At 62.8% G+C, this 13,181-nt stretch carries 14 protein-coding genes, 2 tRNA genes and 1 pseudogene; 12 read left to right on the top strand and 5 right to left on the bottom strand.

The window, feature by feature from the left end; genetic code table 11:
* A pseudogene (locus AC4FWB_RS29000) lies at positions 1–127 on the top strand (IS481 family transposase); the annotation flags it as partial.
* Between the two features lie 22 nt (positions 128–149).
* Here the strand turns inward: AC4FWB_RS29000 and AC4FWB_RS28995 are convergent.
* The 5 genes from AC4FWB_RS28995 to AC4FWB_RS28975 form a co-directional block, all read right to left on the bottom strand.
* Positions 150–1,604 (bottom strand): NAD-dependent succinate-semialdehyde dehydrogenase, encoded by a 1,455-nt coding sequence (locus tag AC4FWB_RS28995; protein ID WP_491029661.1) that lies wholly within the window; start codon positions 1,602–1,604, stop codon positions 150–152.
* A 311-nt stretch (positions 1,605–1,915) separates the two neighbouring features.
* Positions 1,916–3,145, bottom strand: a complete 1,230-nt coding sequence (locus AC4FWB_RS28990; protein ID WP_491029658.1) for an MFS transporter — start codon at positions 3,143–3,145, stop codon at positions 1,916–1,918.
* Positions 3,142–4,536 carry an NAD(P)-binding protein gene (locus tag AC4FWB_RS28985; RefSeq protein WP_491029657.1) on the bottom strand — a complete coding sequence of 465 codons (1,395 nt, stop codon included), beginning with the start codon at positions 4,534–4,536 and terminating at the stop codon, positions 3,142–3,144. The genes AC4FWB_RS28990 and AC4FWB_RS28985 overlap by 4 nt, the downstream gene beginning before the upstream one ends.
* A gap of 53 nt (positions 4,537–4,589) precedes the next feature.
* Positions 4,590–4,910: an ArsR/SmtB family transcription factor gene (locus AC4FWB_RS28980; RefSeq protein WP_491029656.1), complete on the bottom strand. Its 321-nt coding sequence runs from the start codon at positions 4,908–4,910 to the stop codon at positions 4,590–4,592.
* 264 nt (positions 4,911–5,174) lie between these two features.
* A tRNA-Thr gene (locus tag AC4FWB_RS28975) sits at positions 5,175–5,249 on the bottom strand.
* Between the two features lie 225 nt (positions 5,250–5,474).
* On the opposite strand from AC4FWB_RS28975, the gene AC4FWB_RS28970 reads away from it, so the two are divergent.
* The 11 genes from AC4FWB_RS28970 to AC4FWB_RS28920 all read left to right on the top strand — a co-directional run bounded on the left by AC4FWB_RS28970 (position 5,475) and on the right by AC4FWB_RS28920 (position 12,946).
* Positions 5,475–5,651: a hypothetical protein gene (locus AC4FWB_RS28970; RefSeq protein ID WP_491029655.1), complete on the top strand. Its 177-nt coding sequence runs from the start codon at positions 5,475–5,477 to the stop codon at positions 5,649–5,651.
* A 143-nt stretch (positions 5,652–5,794) separates the two neighbouring features.
* Positions 5,795–7,087 (top strand): UDP-N-acetylglucosamine 1-carboxyvinyltransferase, encoded by a 1,293-nt coding sequence (murA, locus tag AC4FWB_RS28965; protein ID WP_491029654.1) that lies wholly within the window; start codon positions 5,795–5,797, stop codon positions 7,085–7,087.
* Between the two features lie 92 nt (positions 7,088–7,179).
* A complete protein-coding gene (locus AC4FWB_RS28960; RefSeq protein ID WP_491029653.1) occupies positions 7,180–7,614 on the top strand; it encodes a DUF2948 family protein in 435 nt (144 codons plus the stop codon).
* 9 nt (positions 7,615–7,623) lie between these two features.
* Positions 7,624–8,916, top strand: a complete 1,293-nt coding sequence (gene hisD, locus AC4FWB_RS28955; protein ID WP_491029652.1) for a histidinol dehydrogenase — start codon at positions 7,624–7,626, stop codon at positions 8,914–8,916.
* 2 nt (positions 8,917–8,918) lie between these two features.
* On the top strand, positions 8,919–9,404 hold the full coding sequence (locus tag AC4FWB_RS28950) for a UPF0262 family protein (RefSeq protein ID WP_491029651.1): 486 nt from the start codon (positions 8,919–8,921) through the stop codon (positions 9,402–9,404).
* A 100-nt stretch (positions 9,405–9,504) separates the two neighbouring features.
* Positions 9,505–9,939: an arsenate-mycothiol transferase ArsC gene (locus tag AC4FWB_RS28945; RefSeq protein ID WP_491029650.1), complete on the top strand. Its 435-nt coding sequence runs from the start codon at positions 9,505–9,507 to the stop codon at positions 9,937–9,939.
* Between the two features lie 285 nt (positions 9,940–10,224).
* Positions 10,225–10,443 (top strand): translation initiation factor IF-1, encoded by a 219-nt coding sequence (infA, locus tag AC4FWB_RS28940; protein WP_006200926.1) that lies wholly within the window; start codon positions 10,225–10,227, stop codon positions 10,441–10,443.
* 19 nt (positions 10,444–10,462) lie between these two features.
* Positions 10,463–11,089, top strand: coding sequence for a Maf-like protein (locus tag AC4FWB_RS28935; RefSeq protein WP_491029649.1), 627 nt, complete (start codon positions 10,463–10,465; stop codon positions 11,087–11,089).
* Positions 11,090–11,102: 13 nt separating this feature from the next.
* Positions 11,103–11,324: a DNA gyrase inhibitor YacG gene (gene yacG / locus AC4FWB_RS28930; RefSeq protein ID WP_491029648.1), complete on the top strand. Its 222-nt coding sequence runs from the start codon at positions 11,103–11,105 to the stop codon at positions 11,322–11,324.
* A gap of 154 nt (positions 11,325–11,478) precedes the next feature.
* Positions 11,479–11,554, top strand: a tRNA-Phe gene (locus AC4FWB_RS28925).
* 201 nt (positions 11,555–11,755) lie between these two features.
* Positions 11,756–12,946 (top strand): tyrosine-type recombinase/integrase, encoded by a 1,191-nt coding sequence (locus AC4FWB_RS28920; RefSeq protein WP_491029647.1) that lies wholly within the window; start codon positions 11,756–11,758, stop codon positions 12,944–12,946.
* Positions 12,947–13,181 lie beyond the last annotated feature (235 nt).

Genomic DNA, 13,181 nt, shown 5'->3' with positions numbered 1-13,181 from the left:
AGCTGCCGAGTTGCCCGTTTGGATGCATCGCTACAATTGGCATCGCCCGCATGGCGGCCTAAAATCCAAAACACCCATCAGTCGCCTCGCATTGTCCGAGGACAACCTGTTGAGGCTCCACAGCTAGCGCGGCCTGGTCGTTTTGTGCCTCAGATGCCACCCATGCAGAGATATTTCATCTCAAGGTAATCCTCGAGGCCATGGCGGGACCCCTCGCGCCCGATGCCGGACTGCTTCATCCCGCCGAAGGGTGCTGCTTCCGAGGACATGCGTCCGGTGTTGATGCCGACCATGCCATATTCCAGGGCTTCGGCCACACGCCAGACACGCTTCAGGTTGGAAGCATAGAAATAGGCGGCGAGGCCGTAGATCGTGTCATTGGCCTCACGCACGACCTGATCCGCATCCTCGAAGCGGATGACAGGGGCCAATGGCCCAAACGTCTCCTCCTGCGCCACCGTCATTGCGCTGGAGATATCGGTCAGGACCGTCGGCTGGAAAAAAGTGCCGTCTGCGCCAATCCTTCCTCCGCCGCAGCGGATCGCACCGCCTTTTCCCACGGCATCGGCGATGTGGGATTCGATCTTGGCGAGCGCGTGGCTGTCGATCAGCGGGCCGATGGCGACACCAGGATCGAAACCGTCACCGACCTGAAGCTGGCGAACCCGTTCGACGAATTTGTCGACGAACTCGTCATGAACACCCGATTGCACGTAAAGCCGGTTCGCTGAAACGCAAGTCTGGCCGGCATTGCGGAACTTCGCCTGGATCGCCCCATCCACGGCGGCATCGATGTCGGCGTCGTCGAAGACGATGAAAGGCGCATTGCCGCCGAGCTCGAGGCTGACCTTCTTGATCTGGTCCGAGCACTGGCGCATCAGCAGCCGCCCGACCTCGGTCGATCCGGTAAAGCTGATCTTGCGCACTTTGGGATTGTGACAGAGCTCGCGCCCCACCGCGGCGCCCTCGGAGGCGTAGACGAGGTTCACGACACCGTCCGGAAAACCGGCCTCGGCGGCGAGCGCGAACATGGCGCCGGCGACAAGCGGCGTCTGCTCGGCGGGCTTCAACACGATGGCGCAGCCCGCCGCCAGCGCCGGCGAGATCTTGCGGGCCACCATCGATGCGGGGAAGTTCCAGGGCGTGATCGTGCCGACGACGCCGATCGGCTGCTTGATCACCAACATGCGGCGGTCCGTCGACGGCGCCGAGATCGTCTCGCCATAGATGCGATTGGCCTCCTCGGCATACCATTGCAAGTAGGCGGCCGCGTGAGAGACTTCCGATTTGGCTTCCGCAAGTGGCTTGCCCATCTCCGCGGTCAGGATCGCCGCGAGGTCGTCGGTGTGGGTGACGATCAGCTGATGCCATTGCCATAGCATTTCGCTGCGCTCCCGGGCGGTCAGCCCCGCCCATCCGGCCTGAGCGACATAGGCCTTGTCGATCGCCGCGCGCGTCTCCTCGACGCCCATGTCGGGAAGTTCCGCCAAGAGCTCGCCTGTCGAGGGATTGAAGACCTCAAACCTACGCCCGCCAGCCGGCGCACCAAGGGCCGTCACACGGTCGATCGCGCCAAACAGGTCTGGGGATTTCAAGTGGCGCATCATCGGCAGGCACAGGGGCAATACCGGTCTCCTCGTCAAGCAAGTTGATAGGCATCAATGGCGCCAACGTTTATGCCGCACGTCCGTGCCTTTCATAGGGCCTGGGAAGGACGGCGGTAGACCCACCTGGGCAGCTGGCGTCCTCGACGTCATCGATAACGAATGACAGCTTTACCAAAGGACAGGAGAGACGTGAAAGCGGACTGGTGCTGCGAGAGAGGATTGAACTCTGATATCATACAGAAAAATCAATAGCTTACGGTAATTTTTGTAACACTGCGCCGGACGCCAGTTTGAACATCACGATCACCTTAGTGCGGTGTGGAATAGGCGTGCTGTTGCCGTTGTTGGAAGAGGAGCCAGCCTAGGCTGGATGCCAATACAACGTTAAGTATCGCAAGGCCGGACAATACAGCCAGGGTCCCGTGGGCGCCGGTCCATTGCATCAATAGCGCTCCCATCGACGGCGCCGCGGCCTGGGCAATCAGGCTGGGCATGGCGAGGCGTCCCATCAACCTTGCATAACCCGATGGGCCGAAAAGGGCGAGCGGCAGTGTCCCTCGGGCGATGGATTCAAGGCCAATCCCCGCGCCATAGAACCCGAGAGCCACTGGCAAAATTGGCATGCCCATCCAGAGCGACGAGATACCGATGGTTACGAAGCTCGCCGACGCGAGCTTCGTCCAGATCGGATGGTGATAACGAGCGATCACCATCTCAATGGCGCGGGCTGTCACCTGCGCAGGCCCGACCAAGGCACCAAGGCCGACCGCAGCGGCAAGCGTCATCCCGCTTGCCTGCAGGATCGTCAGCAGGTGCACCGAAACAGTCGAAGAAATGATTGCGGCAAGCGTGATCGTGACGGCGAGCAAGACCATGATCGGCCATGACGGATTGCTCCCCGCGGCACCCGTCGCGGTTTCAGTTGGGTCTGTTGCGGAAGCACGCGGCGGCAGGCGTGGGACAACAACAAGGTAAAGTGGGAATGCCAGCAGGATCTGCACGGCCGCGTAGACGAGGCAGGCGCCTCGCCAGCCGACCTCTGCCAGAAGGAAGGCCGAGATTGGCCAGCAGGCAGTGCTGGCGAGTCCACCGAAAAGGGTCAGCGTGGTGATCGCGGAACGTGCGCTGTTCCCATAAAGGCGGCCGAGCGTGGCGAAGGCCGCGTCGTAGAGCCCTGCCCCCATGCCAAGCCCGATCACCAGCCACGCAACAATGTAGACGGCGAGGTTGGGTGCGATCGCCAGACCAACCTGTCCGACCCCGATCGAGATCGCGCTGAACGCGAGCACATTGCGGCCGCCGCGGCGCTCGATCGATGAGCCGACATGGGGTGAGATCAGACCAGCGACGAGCAGCCCGAGCGATAGACCGCCGACCACCCAGGCCAAAGGCCAGCCGGTGTCCGCCGCCACGGCTGGGGCGATCACCGCCGGCAGATAGTAGGACGAGCCCCACGCCATGATTTGCGTGAGGCCCAAGACCGTAATGATGGCGCCACGCTTCGGCATGCCGGCCGTCGTTGGCTCCAGCGAGCTCATGCGGCGACGCCGCAACCGCAGCCGCTCTTGCCCTCGGCTTTCGCCTCGGCATCGGCAACGCAGCAGGCATCCACTTCTTTCGGGGCCGGGCCGCCGCAACAGCCTTTCGCGGCTGCGGAGATCGAAGAGATCGATCTTGTAACTGTGCAGACCCCGGTCTCGGGCAGCGCCAGGTGCACGGCGTCTGCAGACGCCAGGTCGCCCGCAATCGCCGCCGCTACCGAGCGGACCTGCTCGTAGCCAGTCAAGAGCAGGAATGTCGGCGCACGGCCGTAGCTCTTGATGCCGACAGTGTAGAAACCCGGCTCAGGATGGCTGAGCTCACGATGACCGTGCGGCGGGACGTCGCCACAGGAGTGCTCGTTTGGGTCGATAAGCGGACCAAGCGCTTTGACACCTTCGAGCCACGGATCGAGATCAAGTCGAAGCTCTCTGGTCATTGAGAGGTCCGGGCGTTGGCCGGTCGCGGCGATGATCCGGTCGACAGGGCCTACCTTTCGCATTCCGTCCGTCGTCAGCCCTTCCACCAGCAGGCGACCATCAGCCTCGCTGATCGCCGTCGTGGCGAAGCCGGTGACGAGTTGGACCCGGCCGCTCTCGGCAAGCTCTCTGACGTCGGATCCAAGTTCACCGCGGGCCGGCAACGCGTCGAGATCGCCGCCGCCGTATATGCGAACAAGGTCGGTGCCACGGGTCAACCATATCGCTCTGGTGTCCGACTGGGTCTCCGCAAGCTCGGCCAGTTCCAGCAGGGCGTTGGCAGCGGAATGGCCTGAGCCTACGACCAACGTCGTGCGGCTGGCGTAGTGGGGACGATCCCGCCCGAGGACATCCGGTATGCCGTAGGCAATCCGGTTCCCGAATTCCGTTTCACCTTCGGCCGGGATGCCACCCGCGCCCAGCGGGTTCGGTGTCTGCCAGGTGCCTGACGCGTCAATGACCGCGCGAGCGCCGTCGCGACGCCTTCCGTCAACGGTCTCGACCAGAAGCATGAACGGTTTGTGTTCCCGCCCCTTGCTCAGCACCTTGTCGGCTCCCCATCGCGAGACGGCGATTACCCGGGCGTTGGTCTCAATTGACGGCGCCAGTTCGGGAAGACTGGCAAGCGGCGTGACGTATCGGTCGACGATTTCACCGCCGGTTGGAAATGCTTCCTCATCCGGCATCTGCCAGCCATGGCTCTCGAGAAGCTTGCGGGCCACTGCGTCGACACAATGCCGCCAGGGGGTGAACACCCTGACGTGCCCCCAATCGCGAAGGTTCGCCCCGACTTGGGTGCCGACCTCATAGAGCTTCACCGGGATTCCGCGGCTGACAAGTTGCGCTGCTGCGGCCAAACCCACGGGCCCACCGCCGATCACGGCAACCGGAAGATTTTCAGGATTCGTCATTTCTCTACCTTCCATACTTCCAGAATTATCGAATTAGCAAGCAAAAAGAAAAGTCAGGCCACGGCTTCTTTCGCATTCGAAGTGCAGACTTCATCCGCGCAGCACTCGTCCGCCAGAAAGCCGATCAGACTGTTCATGACCGGATAGTTGGCGCGGCAAATCAGCGTTGTCGCCTGCCGTTCCTGCGTCACCAATCCCGTCAGAACCAGCCGGTGCAAATGATGTGAGAGCGTCGACGCAGCGATACCCAATGTCTCTTGCAGACTCCCCACGGGCCGGCCTGCCTCGCCGGCTCTGACGAGCAGGCGATAGAGGTTGAGCCGCGTTGGATTCCCAAGCGCTTCGAGCTGCTTTGCTGCTTGTTCGAGTTTCATGGAAATAAGGCTAGCCCCAGGATTTTAGGCTGTCAACATTATTTCGATTATTTTCGAATTAACCTCGCTGCGAGTGTCCGGCAGCGTTGCGGCCACGGCTTCTTTCGCAATAGGTGCGTGGACGACAATAAGAAGGCCCCCGTCCGTGCTTCTCATAGGGCCTGGGAAGAACGGCGGTAGACCCACCTTGAGCAGCCGGCGCACTCGAAGCCGTCGACACGAATGACAGCTCTGATCAAGGGAGAGGAGGTGCCCGAAGCGGGCTGGTGCTGCGAGAGAGGATTGAACTCTCGACCTCTCCCTTACCAAGGGAGTGCTCTACCACTGAGCTACCGCAGCCTGCGATGGCGGCGCTTCTGCCATAACGAACCGGCAAGCGCAAGGCCAAGAAAACCTTAAAACGACGCATGTCATTATCCCAAACCGCCGGGCAGTTTTGGGCGACATGGGTTGATTACCGCAGCTATTGAAAGCCGCTTGACGAGCAGGCGTCCATGACATGGCCGCGCCACGATGTTAACTATGCCGGAACCACAGCCGGCTATCCGCCTGCGGGGACGGACGATGAACGATAAGGCAAATCCACCGAAAAAGAGCGGCGGCGAGCGCAAGGACCGGCTCGCCGAAGCGTTGCGCGCCAACCTGCAGAAACGCAAGGCGCAGGCGCGTTCCCGACGCACAGGCGATCCTGATCAGCGGCCGGAGGGGCTGCCGACTGCTGGAAAAATGCAAAAAAAGTAACTCAAATCAGCCACACTGGCCGGCCACAGTTGGTCCACAGGGTGGGGAAATCCTATTTCTTGAACCAAGCCGGCCAATGGTCTAGAGCCGGACATACTCAACCGATTGAAACCGGCCCGTCCGGGCCGAGGGGACGTTCTCTCATGGATCGCATCAGAATTGTCGGCGGCAACAAGCTTGCCGGAAGCATTCCGATCTCGGGCGCCAAGAACGCGGCGCTGCCGCTGATGATCGCCTCGCTGCTCACCGACGACACGCTGACGCTGGAAAACGTGCCGCATCTGGCCGATGTCGAGCAATTGATCCGCATCCTCGGCAACCACGGCGTCGACTATTCGGTCAACGGCCGGCGCGAGAAGCAGCAGCGAGGCTATTCGCGCACCATCAATTTCTCCGCCCGCAACATCGTCGACACCACCGCGCCTTACGAGCTGGTGTCCAAGATGCGCGCTTCCTTCTGGGTGATCGGCCCGCTGCTTGCCCGCATGGGCGAGGCCAAGGTGTCGCTACCCGGCGGCTGCGCCATCGGCACGCGTCCGGTCGACCTGTTCCTCGAAGGCCTGCAGGTGCTGGGCGCCGAGCTCGACGTCGACACCGGCTATGTCGTCGCCAAGACCAAGAACGGCCGCCTCGTCGGCAACCGCTACGTGTTCCCGAAAGTGTCGGTCGGCGCCACCCATGTGCTGATGATGGCGGCCGCGCTCGCCAAGGGTGAGACGGTGCTGGAAAACGCCGCCCGCGAGCCGGAGATCGTCAACCTCGCAGAATGCCTGATCGCCATGGGCGCCAAGATCCATGGCGCCGGCACCTCCACCATCACCATCGAAGGCGTCGAGGCGCTGTCCGGGGCGCGTGTGCGGGTCATCCCGGACCGCATCGAGACCGGCACCTATGCCATGGCGGTGGCGATGACCGGCGGCGATGTGATGCTGGAAGGCGCGCGGCCCGACCTGTTGCAGACCGCGCTCGACGTTCTTGTCGAGACCGGCGCCGAGATCACGCCCACCAACGAGGGTATCCGCGTCAAGCGCAACGGCGCCGGCATTGCCCCGGTCGATGTGATGACCGCGCCCTTCCCGGCTTTCCCGACCGACCTGCAGGCGCAGTTCATGGGTCTGATGACGATGGCCAAGGGCAAGTCGCGCATCACCGAGACGATCTTCGAGAACCGCTTCATGCATGTGCAGGAGCTTGCCCGCCTCGGTGCCCACATCACGCTTTCCGGCCAGACGGCGATCGTCGACGGTGTCGCCAAGCTGAAGGGCGCGCCGGTGATGGCGACCGACCTGCGCGCCTCGGTGTCGCTGGTGATTGCCGGCCTTGCGGCCGAGGGCGAGACCACCGTCAACCGCGTCTACCACCTCGACCGCGGCTTCGAGCGGCTGGAAGAGAAGCTCTCCGGCTGCGGCGCGGTGATCGAGCGGATTTCGGGCTGACGCTTCGCCGCATCCGTTTCGGGCGAGTTGCACCGGCGGGAAAGACCGCATAACAGAAGATTGAACCATCAACCTTCAGGTGCGCATTCCGCATGGCCGCTCTCAAGCTCATCGCGCTCGACGACCAGGATCTGAGCATCGTCTCGGCTCATGTCCAGGACGCCGTGATGAAGGTCTCCGACCTCGAATACCTGCCGGCGGCCAAGCGCTTCGTGCTGACCATGAACCGCTTCGTCTGGGAGGCGAAATCGGGCCTCTTTCGCCAACACAACGAGCGGCGGCACAGTGTCCTGCATTTCGACCGCGTGCTCGGCGCCAAGACCAGCGGCATTCAACGCGACAAGCCGGCCGAGGTGCTGTCGCTGCTGGCAGTCAGCTTCATTGCGATCAGCAAGCCGGCCGGCATCATCGAACTGGTGTTTTCGGGGGGCGGCACGATCATGCTCGACGTCGAGTGCATCGAGGCGCGGCTCGCCGATATCGGCGGTTCCTGGGAAGCCACCTCGCGACCCGCGCACAGGACCTGAGCCCGCACAATGGCCATCACGCTTAACCAAACCGACGCCGATTTCGAGCAGCGTTTCTCGGCATTCCTCACCACCAAGCGCGAGGTTTCGGCCGACGTCGAGGCCGTGGTGCGCGGCATCATCGCGCGCGTGCGCGCCGAGAGCGACAAGGCACTCATCGACTATACGCTGAAATTCGACAAGGCCGATCTCGGCAAGCTCGGCATCGCCGTTTCCAGGGACGATATCGCCAAGGCCTATGCGGCGGCCGACCCCGCCACGATCGAGGCGCTCAAATTCGCACGCGACCGCATCCGTTCCCACCACGAGCGGCAGAAGCCGGAGGACGACCGTTATACCGACGACGCCGGGGTCGAGCTCGGCTCGCGCTGGACGGCGATCGAGGCCGTCGGGCTCTATGTGCCCGGCGGCACGGCGAGCTATCCGAGCTCGGTGCTGATGAATGCGGTGCCGGCGAAAGTCGCCGGCGTCGAACGCATCGTGATCGTGGTGCCGGCATCGGGCGGCGTCATCAATCCGCTGGTGCTGGTCGCGGCCGACCTCGCCGGCGTCTCCGAGATCTACCGCGTCGGCGGGGCTCAAGCCGTCGCCGCGCTCGCCTACGGCACCGAGACCATCAGGCCGGTCGCCAAGATCGTCGGGCCGGGCAATGCCTATGTCGCGGCGGCCAAGCGCCAGGTGTTCGGCACCGTCGGCATCGACATGATCGCCGGGCCGTCGGAAGTGCTGGTCGTGGCCGACGCCGAGAACGATCCGGACTGGCTCGCCGCCGATCTGCTCGCCCAGGCCGAGCATGACGCGTCGGCGCAGTCGATCCTGATCACCGACAATGCCGAATTCGGCAAGGCGGTCGAGCAAGCGGTCGAACGCCAGCTCAAGGCCTTGCCGCGTGCCGAAACGGCAGCGGCAAGCTGGCGCGATTTCGGCGCGGTGATCCTGGTGCCGACGCTGGAGGCCTCGCTGCCGCTGGTCGACCGGATCGCTGCCGAGCATGTCGAGCTCGCCTTCGACGACGCCGAAGGCTTCCTTGCCAAAATGCGCAATGCCGGCGCCGTCTTCCTCGGCCGGCACACGCCGGAAGTCATCGGCGACTATGTCGGCGGCTCCAACCACGTCCTGCCGACGGCGCGCTCGGCGCGGTTCTCGTCGGGCCTGTCCGTGCTCGATTTCGTCAAGCGCACGTCGATCCTGAAGCTCGGGCCGGATCACCTCAAGGCGCTGGCGCCGGCGGCGATCGCGCTCGCCAAGGCGGAAGGGCTCGACGCGCACGCACGCTCCGTGGCGATCCGGCTGAACATGTAGCGATGTCCGGCCACCACCAAAACCGCCACAGGCTGATCGACGTCGAGCTCGACGAATCGATCGGACGTTCGACGCCCGATGTCGAGCATGAGCGGGCGGTGGCGATCTTCGACCTTATCGAGGAAAACAGTTTTCGGCCGGTCAACGACGATGGCGCCGGTCCATACAGGCTGAAGCTGTCGCTGGCCGAGCAGCGCCTGGTGTTCGCCGTCAGCCGCGAGAACGGCGGCGACGTGGTCACCCACATCCTGTCGCTGACGCCGCTGCGGCGCATCGTCAAGGATTACTACCTGATCTGCGAAAGCTACTACGAGGCCATCCGCTCCTCGACGCCCAGCCACATCGAGGCGATCGACATGGGCCGGCGCGGCCTGCACAATGAAGGCTCGCAGACGCTGATGGACCGGCTCGCCGGCAAGATCGATATCGATTTCGACACGGCGCGCCGGCTGTTCACGCTGGTCTGCGTGCTGCACTGGCGGGGCTAGATCAGGATGACGTTTCGTTGAATCGCCATCCCGATCTAACTCTTTGTTGGAGCATGATCTTCTCCGAAAACCGGTTCCCACTTTTCGGGATCATGCTCTGATGCTGACCGGGTTGCCGCATTCGATCCTGTTTGTGTGCGGCATGAACGCCGTGCGCTCGCCGATGGCGGAGCAGCTGGCGCGACGGCTGCTGCCGGCCACCACCTTCGTCGCCTCGGCCGGCGTGCGCAGCGGCGAGCGCGACCCTTTCGTCGACGCCGTGCTTGCCGAGGAGGGCCTGACGCTCGGCGAGCGGCAGCCCAGAACGCTGGACGAGCTGGAAGACGATTATTTCGACCTGATCGTGACGCTGGCGCCGGAAGCGCACCATGCCGCACTTGAGCTCACCCGCTCGCTCGCCGTCGAGGTCGAGTATTGGCCAATGCCCGATCCGACCGACACCGGCGGCACGCGCGAGCACATCATGGCGGCCTATCGCGATGTGCGCGAGCGGCTGAAATCGCGCATTGCCAAGCGTTTCGCGCCGCCGGAGTGAAAAAGCGCCGCCGATTGGGAACTTTCCGGCCTGGATTGAGCCGATCTGTGGAAGGTGCCGGTTCTATCCAGGCCGGAAAGGTTCTAAGCATGTTCACAAGCGAGCGATTATCATATAGGTTCCGCCGCAAATTCCGGCCGGAGTCGGATGATTTCCGGTCTGTTCGGCCGGGAATCATCCGACTTCAGATCAAAGAAGTAGAGCATGATGTCGTCCGAAAACCGCTTGACACTTTTCGGCATCATGCTCTAGGCGCCGGAACCGCCATCCAAGCAAAGGTATCGAATGCCGAAGGAAGAAGTCCTCGAATTTCCGGGCGTGGTCACGGAACTGCTGCCCAATGCGATGTTCCGGGTGAAGCTCGAAAACGAACATGAGATCATCGCCCACACGGCCGGCCGCATGCGCAAGAACCGCATCCGCGTGCTGACCGGCGACAAGGTCCTGGTCGAGATGACGCCTTATGACCTGACCAAGGGCCGCATCACCTACCGCTTCAAGTAACAGTCTGGCGCGAACCGCGATGAGCATTCTGCAGAAGCTCGTGCTTGCCTCGGGTTCGCCGCGCCGGATCGAGCTGTTGCAGCAGGCCGGCATCGAGCCGGACCGCGTGCTGCCCGCCGACGTCGACGAGACGCCGCTGCGCGCCGAACATCCGCGCTCGCTGGCGAAACGCCTCTCCAAGGAAAAGGCCGAGAAGGCGCTGACCTCGCTGAAGAGCGAGGAAGACTATGCGCCGGCCTTCGTGCTCGCCGCCGATACGGTGGTGGCGGTCGGGCGCCGCATCCTGCCCAAGGCCGAGACGATCGACGACGCCGTGAACTGCCTCGGCCTGCTTTCCGGCCGCTCGCATCGGGTCTATTCCGGCATCTGCCTGATCACGCCGGGCGGCAAGCTCAGGCAGCGGCTGGTGGAAACCAGGGTCCGCTTCAAGCGGCTGCCGCGCGAAGAGATCGACGCCTATGTCGCCTCCGGCGAATGGCGCGGCAAGGCCGGCGGCTATGCCGTGCAGGGGCTTGCCGGCTCCTTCGTCGTCAAGCTGGTCGGCTCCTACACCAATGTGGTCGGCCTGCCGCTCTATGAGAGCGTGGCGCTGCTTTCCGGCGAGGGCTTCAAGGCGCATCGGAACTGGCACGTCGCGCGCCCATGAGCATAGTCGACACATGAGCCCGGGCGACAAGGTCACGCCGCTCCGACCGAAGCGGCCCTGCCCCGAATGCGGCAAGCCTTCCGCGCGCGAGCACTATCCATTCTGCTCGGCGCGCTGCAAGGATATCGACCTCAATCGCTGGCTGAAGGGCGCCTACGTCATCTCCGGCCGCGACGATGAGGAAGAAGAGGACGACGGCTCGAAGCATGGCCCTTCGCCGAAGGACGAGCCGTGAACGCGCGCGGCAATTGGCCGTTTCCCGCGATTTTTCTTTATCAACACCTAAGCGCTGGACAGGCCGAATTCCCGTGCTATAACCCACGCGCTTTCAAGGGGCGCCGCCCGGCGCTCTCGTGAAACCCGGCGGGCGATCCCGTTAGCCGGCACAGGCCCAGATAGCTCAGTTGGTAGAGCAGCGGACTGAAAATCCGCGTGTCGGTGGTTCGAATCCGCCTCTGGGCACCATCCCCTCTTCTCCCGACCCTCCCTTTCGCCGAAGCTTCTACGCTTCAGCCTCTCCAAACCTCTGAAATCGTTGAGCTTTTGGCGCAGTTGAGCGCAATTGGGCCGCCTTCGCCGCATTTGGTCCAACGGCGCGTGGGGATGGTATTTCCGTTGGTATTGGACATGCTGATGGTATCGACACGGCCAAGGGAGATCTGATCAGTGGCCCTTTCCGACGTGAAATGCCGGAACGCTCGCTCCGCTTCCAAACTCATGAAACTGTCTGACGGTGGCGGGCTCCAGCTATGGGTACAGCCCACGGGATCTCGCCTTTGGCGACTCGCCTATCGCTTTCACGGCAAGCAGAAACTCCTGGCGCTGGGCAGTTACCCGCTCCTCTCCCTGGCCGAGGCACGTCAGGCGCGCGATGACGCTAAGCGTCTCCTGCTAGCTGGCATCGACCCCGGACAGGAACGCAATTTGCGGAAGGCCGAGTCGGCAAAGGATTCCTTTCGGCAAATTGCGAACGAATATGTTGAGAAGCTCAAGAAGGAGGGGCGAGCCGACCGAACGATCAGCAAGGTCAAGTGGCTGCTCGACTTCGCCTATCCGACCATTGGCGACAAGTGCATTCGGGAGATTGATCCGTCAACCATCCTTACCGCCCTTCGTCGCTTGGAGGTTCGCGGTCGATACGAGTCGGCCAGGCGACTGCGCTCCACCATTGGTACCGTGTTTCGATACGCAATCGCGACTTCACGCGCCGAGGCAGATCCGACGGTCGCTCTGAGGGGTGCACTCATCAGCCCAATGGTCACGCCACGTGCCGCTATCACGGATCCTAAGGCCTTGGCTGGCTTGCTGAGGGCGATCGATTCGTTTGACGGACAGCCCACAACCCGAGCCGCCTTGAAGCTGATGGCGCTGCTATTTCCCCGCCCCGGCGAGCTGCGCGCGGCCGAATGGCACGAGTTCAATTTCGAAAGCTCGGTGTGGATCATCCCTCAAGCACGCATGAAAATGCGGCGACCGCATCGCGTACCCCTCTCGAGACAGGCCGTGAGCATCCTGAGCTCACTTAGAGAAGTCTCTGGTAGTGGTTCGCTACTGTGTCCGAGTGTTCGATCGGGTTCGCGTCCGATTTCCGACAACACGCTTAATGCCGCCCTGCGCCGTATGGGCTACGGCAAGGAAGAAGCTACCGCACACGGTTTCCGAGCGACGGCATCAACGCTGTTGAATGAATGCGGCAAATGGCATCCAGATGCCATAGAGCGACAGTTGGCCCACATTGAAAAGAACGACGTCCGGCGGGCCTACGCCCGGGCAGAGCACTGGGAAGAACGCGTCAATATGATGCAATGGTGGGCTGATTATCTATGTGAACTTGAAAGCAACAAAATGCCTGAGTGAGCTCGATGGGAAGCGGCAAACCGGCCCGTGACCTCTCCCTAGCTGCGCACATGCATTGGGCGCCGGAGTGTCTGAAGGTTCGTTGGCGGGTTTCTATCAAGGCTTCAGATCATGCGACTCCTCAGGATTCGGGCCGACGATGGTGTATGGCCGTTGCAGCACCTGCATTGCTGGTCGTTTTATTCCACGCTAGACGATGGAGCGGTTCAAGGAGCAGCTTCGGCGGGATCTGCCG

It is taken from the genome of Mesorhizobium sp. LEGMi-168a, from assembly GCF_058312955.1.
The sequence above is the reverse complement of the archived record's forward strand: the minus strand, read 5'-3'. Positions and strand labels throughout refer to the sequence as shown.

Bases quoted from the DNA above. Each gene is read 5' to 3' on its own strand.
- AC4FWB_RS28995 (WP_491029661.1), bottom strand. From the start codon at position 1,604: ATGCGCCACTTGAAATCCCCAGACCTGTTTGGCGCGATCGACCGTGTG.
- AC4FWB_RS28990 (WP_491029658.1), bottom strand. From the start codon at position 3,145: ATGAGCTCGCTGGAGCCAACGACGGCCGGCATGCCGAAGCGTGGCGCC.
- AC4FWB_RS28985 (WP_491029657.1), bottom strand. From the start codon at position 4,536: ATGACGAATCCTGAAAATCTTCCGGTTGCCGTGATCGGCGGTGGGCCC.
- AC4FWB_RS28980 (WP_491029656.1), bottom strand. From the start codon at position 4,910: ATGAAACTCGAACAAGCAGCAAAGCAGCTCGAAGCGCTTGGGAATCCA.
- AC4FWB_RS28970 (WP_491029655.1), top strand. From the start codon at position 5,475: ATGAACGATAAGGCAAATCCACCGAAAAAGAGCGGCGGCGAGCGCAAG.
- murA (WP_491029654.1), top strand. From the start codon at position 5,795: ATGGATCGCATCAGAATTGTCGGCGGCAACAAGCTTGCCGGAAGCATT.
- AC4FWB_RS28960 (WP_491029653.1), top strand. From the start codon at position 7,180: ATGGCCGCTCTCAAGCTCATCGCGCTCGACGACCAGGATCTGAGCATC.
- hisD (WP_491029652.1), top strand. From the start codon at position 7,624: ATGGCCATCACGCTTAACCAAACCGACGCCGATTTCGAGCAGCGTTTC.
- AC4FWB_RS28950 (WP_491029651.1), top strand. From the start codon at position 8,919: ATGTCCGGCCACCACCAAAACCGCCACAGGCTGATCGACGTCGAGCTC.
- AC4FWB_RS28945 (WP_491029650.1), top strand. From the start codon at position 9,505: ATGCTGACCGGGTTGCCGCATTCGATCCTGTTTGTGTGCGGCATGAAC.
- infA (WP_006200926.1), top strand. From the start codon at position 10,225: ATGCCGAAGGAAGAAGTCCTCGAATTTCCGGGCGTGGTCACGGAACTG.
- AC4FWB_RS28935 (WP_491029649.1), top strand. From the start codon at position 10,463: ATGAGCATTCTGCAGAAGCTCGTGCTTGCCTCGGGTTCGCCGCGCCGG.
- yacG (WP_491029648.1), top strand. From the start codon at position 11,103: ATGAGCCCGGGCGACAAGGTCACGCCGCTCCGACCGAAGCGGCCCTGC.